This is a genomic window from Corallococcus aberystwythensis (assembly GCF_003612165.1).
GTDB lineage: Bacteria > Myxococcota > Myxococcia > Myxococcales > Myxococcaceae > Corallococcus > Corallococcus aberystwythensis.
On sequence record NZ_RAWK01000310.1, the window covers coordinates 1 to 10,786 of the forward strand.

General features: G+C 70.7%; 9 protein-coding genes. 6 read left to right on the plus strand and 3 right to left on the minus strand.

Features of this window, described 5'->3' with window-relative positions:
- Both D7W81_RS35345 and D7W81_RS35350 read right to left on the minus strand, forming a co-directional pair.
- Positions 1-2,747 (minus strand): error-prone DNA polymerase (locus tag D7W81_RS35345; protein WP_120559790.1); only part of this gene is annotated, 2,747 nt, incomplete at its 3' end.
- A 96-nt stretch (positions 2,748-2,843) separates the two neighbouring features.
- Positions 2,844-3,029, minus strand: coding sequence for a hypothetical protein (locus D7W81_RS35350; protein ID WP_120559791.1), 186 nt, complete (start codon positions 3,027-3,029; stop codon positions 2,844-2,846).
- Positions 3,030-3,257: 228 nt separating this feature from the next.
- On the opposite strand from D7W81_RS35350, the gene D7W81_RS35355 reads away from it, so the two are divergent.
- Positions 3,258-3,545, plus strand: coding sequence for a hypothetical protein (locus tag D7W81_RS35355; RefSeq protein ID WP_120559792.1), 288 nt, complete (start codon positions 3,258-3,260; stop codon positions 3,543-3,545).
- Positions 3,546-3,655: 110 nt separating this feature from the next.
- Positions 3,656-3,928, plus strand: coding sequence for a hypothetical protein (locus D7W81_RS35360; RefSeq protein ID WP_120559793.1), 273 nt, complete (start codon positions 3,656-3,658; stop codon positions 3,926-3,928).
- Here D7W81_RS35360 and D7W81_RS35365 read toward each other — a convergent pair.
- Positions 3,925-4,770 (minus strand): alpha/beta fold hydrolase, encoded by an 846-nt coding sequence (locus D7W81_RS35365; RefSeq protein ID WP_120559794.1) that lies wholly within the window; start codon positions 4,768-4,770, stop codon positions 3,925-3,927. The genes D7W81_RS35360 and D7W81_RS35365 overlap by 4 nt on opposite strands.
- 126 nt (positions 4,771-4,896) lie before the next feature.
- Between D7W81_RS35365 and D7W81_RS35370 the strand changes: the two genes are divergently transcribed.
- The 4 genes from D7W81_RS35370 to D7W81_RS35385 all read left to right on the plus strand — a co-directional run.
- Entirely contained in the window at positions 4,897-5,394 is a 498-nt protein-coding gene (locus tag D7W81_RS35370; protein WP_120559795.1) for an NfeD family protein, read from the plus strand.
- A complete protein-coding gene (locus tag D7W81_RS35375; protein ID WP_120559796.1) occupies positions 5,385-6,476 on the plus strand; it encodes an SPFH domain-containing protein in 1,092 nt (363 codons plus the stop codon). Before D7W81_RS35370 ends, D7W81_RS35375 begins: the two co-directional genes overlap by 10 nt.
- Positions 6,477-6,760: 284 nt before the next feature.
- Positions 6,761-8,266, plus strand: coding sequence for an ATP-binding cassette domain-containing protein (locus tag D7W81_RS35380; protein ID WP_120559797.1), 1,506 nt, complete (start codon positions 6,761-6,763; stop codon positions 8,264-8,266).
- Between the two features lie 158 nt (positions 8,267-8,424).
- The coding region (locus D7W81_RS35385) for a CARDB domain-containing protein (RefSeq protein WP_279637916.1) at positions 8,425-10,786 on the plus strand (2,362 nt) is incomplete at its 3' end.

The following is a 10,786-nucleotide window of genomic DNA, read 5'->3' on the forward strand; positions in this document are numbered from 1 at the left end:
GCCGCCGTCACCGCCCCCATCCGCTTCAGCGTGGGCCGGAGCAGCTCCAGCGGGTGCTTCTCCAGCGACAGCCCCACCGTGTCGTAGTCCGCCACCACCCGCTCCTGGACCCCCATGGGCGGCAGCTCCACCGCCGTGCCGTCCATGGACATGCCGAAGAACAGGTCGTCCGCGTCCAGCGGCCCCAGCGCCTGGATCTCCCACAGCGCCTGCCTGCGCGCCCCGCACAGCGACGCCAGCGCTCCGGACAGCGCCAGCCGCGTCAATTCATGCCTGGGAATGCGCGCCCGCCGCGCCAGGTCCCCCACGCTCGCGTAGTCCCCCCGCCTCGCGCTCTCCACCGCCCGGCCCGAGGACTCGCCCAGCCCGCGCACCATCCTCAAGCCCAGCCGCACCGCGCCGTCCTCCAGCGTGCAGTCCCAGTTCGAGCGGCGCACGTCCACCGGCCGCACCTCCACGCCGTGCCGCTGCACGTCCGCCACCAGCGTGTGCGGCGCGTAGAACCCCATGGGCTGTGAGTTGAGCAGCGCCGCGGTGAAGGCCGCCGGGTAGTGGCACTTCAGCCAGCTGGAGGCATAGGCGATGAGCGCGAAGCTCGCGGAGTGGCTCTCCGGGAACCCGTAGTGCGCGAACCCCCGGAAGTGGTCGAACCACTCCTCCGCCTGCTGGCGCGAATAGCCCTTCGCCTCGCAGCCCCCCACGAAGCGGCCCCGGTACGGGAGGATGCGCGCCTCCGCCTGCTTGTGGCTCAGCGCCCGGCGCAGGCCGTCCGCCTCCCCCGCGCTGAAGCCCGCCGCCACCATCGCGAGCCGCATCGCCTGCTCCTGGAAGAGCGGCACGCCCAGCGTCTTCTGGAGGATGCCGCGCACTTCATCGCTGGGGTACGTCACCGGTTCCTGGCCGTGCCGGCGGCGCAGGTACGGGTGCACCATGTTGCCCACGATGGGCCCCGGCCGGATGAGGGCAATCTGGACCACCAGGTCGTAGAACTCGCGAGGCCGCAGCCGGGGCAGCATGTTCATCTGCGCGCGGCTCTCAATCTGGAACACGCCCACCGTGTCCGCCTCGCACAGCATGTCGTAGACCTTCGGGTCCTCCGGCGGCACCGTGGCCAGGGACAGCTCGCGGCCGTAGTGCTTCTGGATCAACGCGAAGCAGCGCGACAGCGCCGTCAACATGCCCAGCGCCAGCAGGTCCACCTTCAGCAGCCCCACCGCGTTGATGTCGTCCTTCTCCCACTGGATGACCGTGCGCCCGGGCATCGCCGCGTTCTCCACCGGCACCAGGTCCACCAGCGGCTCGCGCGTCATCACGAAGCCGCCCACGTGGATGGACAGGTGCCGGGGCACGCCCTCCAATTCCTTCGCCACCGACAGCGTCCGGAGCACCCGCCCGTCCGTGGGTGACAGCCCTGCCTCCAGGAGCACGTCCGGCGTCACCTGGAAGCCGTGCGACGACGCGACGCGCGACAGCCGGTCCACCTGATCCAACGACAGCCCCAGCGCCTTGCCCGCCTCGCGCAGCGCGAGCCGCCCCCGGTAGCAGATGACTTCGCACACCATGCCCGCGTGGCGGCGGCCGTGCTTCTCGTAGACGTACTGGAGCACCTCCTCGCGGCGCTCGTGCTCGAAGTCCACGTCGATGTCCGGCGGCTCCTTGCGCTCCATGCTGAGGAAGCGTTCGAACAACAGCCCCATCCGCACCGGATCAATGGCGGTGATGCCCAGCGCGTAGCAGACCGCCGAGTTCGCCGCGCTGCCCCGGCCCTGGCACAGGATGCCCCGCCCCCGCGCGAACATCACGATGTCCCACAGCGACAGGAAGTACCCCGCGAAGTCCAGCGCCGCGATGAGCCGCAGCTCGTGGTCGATCTGCTTCGTCACCGCCGGCGGAACGCCCCCCGGATAGCGCGTGCGCAGCCCCTCCTCCGTGAGCACCCGCAGGTGCTGATCCGCCGTGCGGCCTTCGGGCAGGTCCTCTTCCGGGAAGCGGTAGTGCAGCGCGTCCAGGGTGGCCTCGCAGCGCGACGCCAGCTCCACCGTGCGCGCCAGCGCGTCCGGCCGGTCCGCGAACAGCCGCGCCATGTCCCCGGGGGATTTCAGCGTCCGCTCCGCGTTCGGGAACAGCCGCGTGCCCGCCTGATCCACCGTCACCCCGTGGCGGATGGACGTGAGCACGTCCTGCAGGGGCTGCCGGTCCCGGTGGTGCGTGTGCACGTCGTTGTGCACCACCAGGGGCACACCCAGCGCGCGGGCCAGCGCTTCCGCTCGAGCCTCCCGGGCCGCGTCCCCCGCCGACAGCGACCGGCTCAGGCCCACGTGGAAGCCCCCAGGAAACGCCTCCGCCAGCGGCGCCACCGCCTCCAGCGCCGCGGGGCCCGGGAGCAGCGCGAGCAGCCCGGACGCATGCTCCGCCACCTTGCGCCAGGGCACGCCCGCTTCACCCTTGGGGTGCGTCATCCGGCCGTGGGACACCAGCCGGCACAGGTTGGCGTACCCCTCCGCGTTCCGCGCGTACACCACCACCGGCGGGCCGTCCTCCAGCGTCAGCTCCGCGCCCAGGAGCAGCTTCACGCCGTGCTCCTTCGCGGCGAGGTGCGCCTTCACCACGCCGTAGAGCCCGTCGCGGTCCGTCAGTGCCAGCGCGGACAGCCCCAGCCGCGCCGCGCTGGCCACCAGCTCCTCCGGATGGGAGGCGCCGTGCAGGAAGGAGAAGTGGGACCGGCACACCAGCTCGGCGTAGCTCACGCCGGATCAGGATACTGAGCGGGCGTTCAGGCGCTAGATTGGATCTCCGTTTGCGGCCAGCCGACTTCATGGGTTGTGCCAGGCGCGAGCCCGGGCTCAGTACGGATCCCTCCGGGGACACCGGGTGACGTACCACTGCAAGGTCCCATTGCAGGGATAGGCCAGCTGCCCTCGCGTTCCGGACTCCGGGGCGGCCTCTGGCTCCTCGTTCGGCTCCACGCCGCCGCCGCATCCGATCAGGGCTCCGAGCATCCACAGCGATCCCAGGACACGCATCCGCATGCAATCCCTCCATGGCTGGACTCTTCGAGCAAGACAGCCATGCAAGGTTAGCCGCAACAATGGCAAATTAAACGCAGCCTCTGTTGTCATTATTTGCCGTCAGGGACGGAAATTACAGGGTGCGAATGTCTCCCAGGTGGCCATTGCGTCCCGTGGAGTCTGACTTGTGATTGCGCACTGGCAGGACTTCCCGCAGGGTGGAAGCCTCACCCCAGCCGGAGCCATGCCATGAACCAGCGTTCGAAGATCCTGCTCGCCGCCGCAAGCTTGTTCCTCCTGCCGCTGTCCGCGAGTGCGCTCCCCCCGGATTGCGGCAACCGATGCTTGCCCACGACCCCGTGCACCATCCTCTGCATGGAGGCCAGCTACGTCAGCAACTGCGGCGAATATGGCATCTGCAACTACACCCAGCCGCTACAGCCCTCCGAGCCGCAGGCCTCCGTGCAGCCCGCTCCCGTCCAGACCGACGACGCGGATCTCGTCTGCCGTGCTCCCGTCGAGCAGGCCCGGGGCTGATCCGTAAGGGTTTGATCCGTCATCGGATTCCGGGCGAACATGCGCCGGGCTGTCTTCGTCTCACCGACAGCCTTCAGCCGCAGTGGTGCTACTCGTTCCCGAGGTACCTCATGACGCTGCTTCCCCGTTCCCTGCTCCTGGTCCCCGCCCTCCTCCTCGCGCCGCTGACCGCCAGTGCCCGGCCGCCGGACTGCACCAACACCTACTGTGAAGCGGAGTCTTGCGCCGCCCTCTGTCTGGAGGCCGGACACATCATCACCTGTGGTGATTACGGCGTCTGCGTCCCGTCGGCCGCCCCGTCCGAGCCGCAGGCCTCCGTGCAGTCCGCGGACTCCGACGAGACGTCGGAAGCCGTCTGCCGCGAGCCCGAGGCCCGGGGCTAGTTCGCCGCCGCCAGCATCTCTTCCTGGAGCGAGGTGCGCTCCACCTCCTCCAGGAAGTCTCCCAGCGCGACGTTGACCGCCTGGGGCTGCTCCAGGATGCACATGTGCCCGCCGCAGGGCAGCCGCTTGAGCCTGGCGCCCCGGATGCGCTGGTGCAGCCGCTCCGCCACCGCTGGCACCGTCACTTCATCCTCGTCTCCCACCAGCACCAGCGTGGGCGTCGCGATACGGTGCAGCTCCCCCTCCACGCTGCGGCGATGGATGACCCCCTGCATCGCCCGCCACACCGCGCGCGGGTTCGCCATGAGCTGCTGGCGCAACATCGCTCGCTCTGCCGAGCGCTCCGGATCGCGCATGAACGTGCGCCCGAAGTAGAGCGACATGATCCGGTCCACCACCGGCCTCAGTCCCAGCCAGTGCGTGAGCGCCGTCAACAGCCGGTAGCGCGCCAGCGTCAGTGGCAGCTCCGCCGCGGCGGAGGAGTCCAGGAGCGCCAGCGAGCGCAGCAGCTCCGGGTGCCGCGCGGCCAGCCTCAAGCCCACGAAGCCGCCCATGGACTGGCCCACGAAGTGGCACGGCGCCAGCCCCAGCGCCTGGATGACCGCGACCGCGTCCTCGTACACCGTGCGCAGGTCGATGACCGAGTCGCCAGGCGGGGGCTCGCTCAGTCCCTGGCCCCGGTGGTCGTACATGATGCAGCGGTAGTGGCCCCGCAGGGCCTCCACCTGCCTGTGGAACAGGCGGGAGTCCCAGAGCAGCCCATGGCTGAAGAGCACCGGCTCCCCGCTCCCCCCGGTGTCCTCGTAGTACAGTCGCGCACCACGGATGGACAGGTATGGCATCTGCTTTTCCCCCGGCTCGGGCCCCCTTAGGACCCTGCCCGGAACGCCTGCTCCCTCCAGAATGATTCCAGAAGCCCGGCCGCCCGGTTTGACAGGAAGCCGAAGCGGCTGCCAAACAAGGACCCCATGGACCCCACCGCCTGGCAGCTCTGGTTCATTGCCGCGATCGTCCTGGGAGCGATGGAGATCAAGCTCTCCGGCTTCGTGACGCTCTGGCTCGCCGTGGGCGCGCTGATGGCCTCCCTGATGGCCGGGGCGGGCCTGGGCCTCAACAGCCAGCTCTTCGCCTTCACCCTGGTGTCCGCTGCCCTCTTCGGCGCGTCCCGCACCATCTTCAAGCACGTTTTCATGCGGGACGCCGTGCACTTGAAGACGGGCGTGGAGGCGATGGTGGGCCAGGAGGCCGTGGTGATGGAAGCGCTGGCGGAGGGGCACGGGGGCACCGTGCGCATCAACGGCGAGCTGTGGATGGCGCGCTCCCTGTCAGGCCCACTGCCCGAGGGCGAGCGCGTCACCGTGGAGCAGATTGAAGGCCTCAAGTTGTGGGTGCGACGCCCGTCGGCGTCCCACGAAGTCGCGCTGCAACCGGCGCGGCAGAAGAAGGAGAACGTAGGATGGGACTGACGATTGTTCTGCTGTTCCTGGCCGCCGCCGTCGTGTTCGGCATCGTCACCGGTGTGCGCATCGTTCCCCAGGCCAAGGTGATGGTCGTGGAGCGGCTGGGGAAGTTCCACCGCGTGGCCTCCAGCGGCCTCAACATCCTCATCCCCTTCATGGACAGCCCGCGCGCCATGGAGATGCGCTCCGGCACCCGCTTCACGCGCAACACGCTGGTGGACCTGCGCGAGCAGGTCATGGGCTTCGAGACCGTCCAGGTCATCACCCATGACAACGTCAACATGGAGGTCGGCTCGGTCATCTACTACCAGATCGTCGATCCCGGCCGGGCGCTCTACCAGGTGGAGAACCTGGCGCTCGCCATCGAGCAGCTCACCATGACGAACCTGCGCAACGTCATGGGCGGCCTCACGCTGGATCAGACGCTGACCAGCCGCGAGACGGTCAACACCAAGCTGCGCATGGTGCTGGACGAGGCCACGGAGAAGTGGGGCGTGAAGGTGACGCGCGTGGAGCTGCGCGAAATCGAACCGCCCCAGGCCATCAAGGCCGCCATGGCCAAGCAGATGACCGCCGAGCGCGAGCGCCGCGCGGAGGTCACCAAGGCCGAAGGTGACAAGGCCGCCGCCATCCTCCAGGCGGAGGGCGAGAAGATCTCCCGCATCCTGCGCGCGGAAGCCGAGCGCGACGCGGAGGTCGCCCGCGCGGAGGGCCACAAGCGCGCCGTGATGCTGGAGGCCGAGGGCAAGGCCGAGGCCACCCGCCTCACCTTCGAGGCCATCCACACCGGCCGCGCCACGCCGGAGGTGCTCGCGCTGCGCTACCTGGAGACGCTCCAGGAGCTGGGCAAGGGCGACAACAAGATGTTCGTCCCCTACGAGGCCACCACCGCGCTGGGCTCCATCGCCATGCTGAAGGAGGTGTTCGCCAACGACGCCCCGGCCGCCGCGCCGGAAGCGCCCCGGCTTCCCGCCGGCCGCCAGCCGTCCGCCGCCGCGATGAGCGCCCAGGCCCTGGCCCGCAACGCCGCCGCGAGCGCCACCCTCCCGGCCACCCGCCGGGTGCAGCCGCCGCCGTCGGACGAGTAGTAGCCGGCCCCTGGCGGGGAATCGTTGTCAGGGCACCGGCGTTGTCCCGTCGGTGCCCCGTGTCACGGCACGCACCGGGCCTTGCTTCCGCCCGGGCCGCGCCGCATGCTCCACCTGTCGCACCGGCTGTCCACGCGGGGAGATGTCACAGGTCTTCCCCTGAACGAGGTTCGCAGACCCTTGAAGCTGTTCGCCTGAAACCCCGGTCCCTGGCTGTACCCCGCCGCCACGCGTCCCCATGACGGGCGTGTGCGCTGGCTTCCGGATTCAGGAGTCGCTTCAACATGCCCTCGTCCTCCTCCGTGCGCGCGCACCGCGTCTGCTTTTCCTTTACTGATGCCGTTCCCGTCCTCACCGACGTGGAGTTCCACCTTGCCGCGGGCTGGACGGGCCTCGTCGGCCCCAACGGCGCCGGCAAGTCCACCCTCTTGCGCCTCTTGTCCGGGGAGCTGACGCCCACGTCCGGGCAGCTCCAGTTCGAGCCGGACGCGCCGCTCGTGTGCCTGTGTCCGCAGGGCGTGGAGGCGCTCACGCCCGACATCACCGCGTTCGCGGAGGCCTGGGACGCGCTGGCGCGCAGGCTCCAGGGCCAGCTGGGCCTGGACGTCACCGCGCTGGAGCGCTGGCCCACGCTGTCCCCGGGTGAGCGCAAGCGCTGGCAGGTGGGCGCGGCGCTCGCCCGCGAGCCGGACGTGCTGCTGCTGGATGAACCCACCAACCACCTGGACGCGGAGGCCCGGGCGTGGCTGGTGGCAGCGCTGCGCCGCTTCCGGGGCGTGGGCGTCGTCGTGTCCCACGACCGCGAGCTCTTGGAGACGCTCACCCAGGCCACGCTGCGCGTGCACGGCGGCGAGGCGCACCTGTATCCCGGCGCCTACTCCGCCGCGAAGGGCCACTGGGAGGCGGAGCGCGAGTCCGAGGTGGCCGCCCACCAGCAGTCCAAGGCGGAGCGGGACCGGGCCGCGCAGCTGCTGGACAGGGCCCGGCGCGAGCACCAGGGCGCCACCCTGTCGCGCAGCACCGGGCGGCGGATGCGCAACAAGAACGACAGCGACGCGCGCGGCCTGGGCCCCTCCACGCTGGCGAGCTGGGCGGAGTCCCGCCTGGGCCACCAGGTCACCGTGAAGCGCCGCGAGCTGGAGCGCGCCGAGGCCGAGGTGGGCACCTTCACGGCGGACAAGACCGTGGGCCGCTCCGTGTTCGTGGACTACGTGCGCTCCCCCAACCCGTTCCTCTTCACGTTCGACACGCCGGGGCTGAAGGCCGGCGACGTGGAGGTGCTGGGCCCCACGCGCCTGGACGTGGACCGCGAGGCGCGCATCCGCATTGAAGGCCCCAACGGCGCCGGCAAGACGACGCTCCTGAAGGCCCTGCTGGAGCAGGCGCGCGTGCCGCGCGAGAAGCTGATGTACCTGCCCCAGGACCTGGGCGAGGAGGAGACGCGCGCCATGCTGGAGGCGGTGCGCGAGCTGCCTCCGGAGGAGCGCGGCCGGGTGATGTCCCTGGTGGCCGCGCTGGGCGTGGATCCGCACCGGCTGCTCGCGTCCGGACAGCCGTCGCCCGGCGAGGCGCGCAAGCTGGCCATCGCGCGAGGCCTGGGCCAGCACGCGTGGGCCCTGGTGCTGGACGAGCCCACCAACCACCTGGACCTGCCGTCCATCGAGCGGCTGGAGGCGGCGCTGCGCGACTACCCCGGCGCGCTGCTGCTCGTCACCCACGACGCGCCCTTCGCCCGCGCCTGCACCACCACGCGCTGGCTGGTGGCGAACGGACGTGTCGAGGTGGGGTGAGCCACCGGACCGGTGGGGTGAACTCAAGACAGAGTCTGTTGGGGGAAGACTGAAACATGTTTTCCCTGCCGGGGTTTCAATCCTAGAAAAGACGTGCTGCCCCGGTGGATGTCACACCGGGGCTGTATCGTCTTCGTCCCCCCATTCCAGGAGTCCTTATGTCTCGGCGTACGCCGCCATGGCGGCATTCGTATGTCTTCATCACGGGAGCGCTCGCGCTCACCGGTTGCTCGGACGGCTCCGTGCCGGAGGAAGCGCCCGCGCTCCTGCAGCAGGCCGGCGCGCTCGTGCCTGGACCGGATCTGCGAATCACGGAGCTGACGGCCCCGGACAACGCGAAGCCTGGCCAGCCCGCTACCGTCACCGCGAAGGTCTGCAACACCGGTGACCAGGCCGTGTACTCCAGCACCACGCTCCAGGTGTACCTGTCCACCACGCCCACGCAGCAGGTGCCCTCGGGCTCGCAGCCGCCGCCCACCACCCAGCTCACCCAGGGCCAGACGGACGTGGGCACCGTGTACGCGGGCCAGTGCGTCACGCGGTCGCTGAACATCTCCGTCAGCCCGCCTTCGGGCTTCACGGGCAACGGCGCCTACTACCTGGGTGCCAGCGTCGACACGCAGAAGGCGGTGCAGGAGTCGGACGAGACGAACAACGGCTTCGTCCGGGGCCTGATGGGCGTGGGCTCACGGCCGGACCTGGTCGTCACGAAGGTGGACGCGCCGGCGAACCTGGCGCCGGGCTCGACCTTCAGCGCCTCCGCGACGGTGTGCAACCTGGGCACGGAGCCCAGCTCCAGCGGCGCGGTGCATCTGTACCTGTCCACGGTGAACGGGCTGACGCTGCCTCCGTCCGGCCCGCCGCCCTCCACGCAGTCCTCCCCACTCGGCAGCGTTCCCGTTGGCGGCCTGACCGCGGGCCAGTGCCGTACGGTGCCCGTCATCGGCGCCGTGCAGCTGCCGCCCTCGCCCGTGCCGCCCGGTGCGCCCATGTACCTGGGCGCCATCGTGGACATGACCCGGAGCGTGACGGAGCTGCGCGAGGACAACAACACGTTCCTCCAGGGCCCGGTGGGCGTGGGCAACGGCCCCGACCTGGTCATCCGCTCCGTGACGGGCCCCGCGAGCGTGCGCCAGGGGGACCCGCTCCAGGCGACGACGACGGTGTGCAACACGGGCTTCCAGTCCTCCGGGCCGGTCGACGTGAAGGTGGTGCTGTCCACGGTGCCGTCGCTGGCGGCCCCGTCGTCCCAGCCCCGCCCCCTGACCGAGGCGCCGGTGGGGAGCGTCAACGTGCCGTCCCTGGCCGCGGGCCAGTGCACCACCCGCACCGTGCAGGGCACCGCCTACCGCCCGCCCGCGAACCCCGGTGAGCAGGCCCTGTACCTGGGCGCCATCGTGGACATGTCCCGGAGCGTGGCGGAGCTGCGCGAGGACAACAACACCCGCGCGGACACGCGGGTGGGCGTGGGCAATGCCCCGGACCTCACCGTCGTCGCGCTGGACATGCCCGCCAACATGAACGCCTACGTGCCGGTCACGGTGTCCGCGAAGGTCTGCAACGTGGGCACGGCGCGCTCCACGGAGACGCCGCTGGAGGTCTACGTCACGAACGAGCCCTCGCTGACCGTCGCGCCGTCGGGCCCGCCGCCCATGTCCGCCATGTTTCTGGGCGGAGTCCCGGTGCCGGCGCTGGAGGCGCGCGAGTGCGTCACCCGCCTGGTGACCGGCACCGCGGTCGTGCCCCCTGGGACGGTCATGCCGAACCCGACGCTGTACGTGGGCGCCGTCGTGGATACGCCCGCGTGGATCCCGGAGCTGCGCGAGGACAACAACGTGTCCGCCCTGTCCCGCATCGTGCTGGGCTCCGGCCCGGACCTCGTCGTGCGCACGCTGACGGCGCCCGCCAGCCTCAGGCCCGGCACGTCGCTGTGGACGGACGTGAAGGTCTGCAACGAGGGCACCCTGCCCGCGTCGTACTCCACGGTGGGCCTCTTCCTGTCCACCACGCCCACGGTGGTGCCGCCCCAGAGCCCGCCGCCGTCGACCCAGATGCAGGTGGGCACGGTGTTGGTGGCGCCGCTGGAACCGGGCGAATGCGTGCTGTACCCGAAGACGGTGTCCATCCCCCCACCGCCGGGGGCCATGGCGGCGCAGCCGCTGTACCTGGTGGCCCTGGCGGACGTGAACCAGCAGCAGACGGAGCTGCGCGAGGACAACAACCCGCGCGCCGCCGGCCCCTTCTCCCTGGGCAATGGGCCGGACCTCGTGGTGACGGACGTCACCGGCCCCTCCAGCGCCCTCCCATACGGCCCCGTCGCGCTGAACGTGACGGTCTGCAACGTGGGGACGGATCCGGCGGGCCCCTCGCAGGTGATGGGCGTCATCGCGTTGGAGGAGACGCTGTCCACGCAGTCCCCGCCCCCCGCTCCCTCGGAGTCCGTGGTGGGCGTGATGTCCCTGCCGCCGCTGTCGGCGAACCAGTGCGTGACGGCGCCCGTCAGCGGCCCCACACCCCCTC

Bases quoted from the DNA above. Each gene is read 5' to 3' on its own strand.
- D7W81_RS35375 (WP_120559796.1), top strand. From the start codon at position 5,385: ATGGGACTGACGATTGTTCTGCTGTTCCTGGCCGCCGCCGTCGTGTTC.
- D7W81_RS35380 (WP_120559797.1), top strand. From the start codon at position 6,761: ATGCCCTCGTCCTCCTCCGTGCGCGCGCACCGCGTCTGCTTTTCCTTT.
- D7W81_RS35355 (WP_120559792.1), top strand. From the start codon at position 3,258: ATGAACCAGCGTTCGAAGATCCTGCTCGCCGCCGCAAGCTTGTTCCTC.
- D7W81_RS35360 (WP_120559793.1), top strand. From the start codon at position 3,656: ATGACGCTGCTTCCCCGTTCCCTGCTCCTGGTCCCCGCCCTCCTCCTC.
- D7W81_RS35350 (WP_120559791.1), bottom strand. From the start codon at position 3,029: ATGCGGATGCGTGTCCTGGGATCGCTGTGGATGCTCGGAGCCCTGATC.
- D7W81_RS35365 (WP_120559794.1), bottom strand. From the start codon at position 4,770: ATGCCATACCTGTCCATCCGTGGTGCGCGACTGTACTACGAGGACACC.
- D7W81_RS35370 (WP_120559795.1), top strand. From the start codon at position 4,897: ATGGACCCCACCGCCTGGCAGCTCTGGTTCATTGCCGCGATCGTCCTG.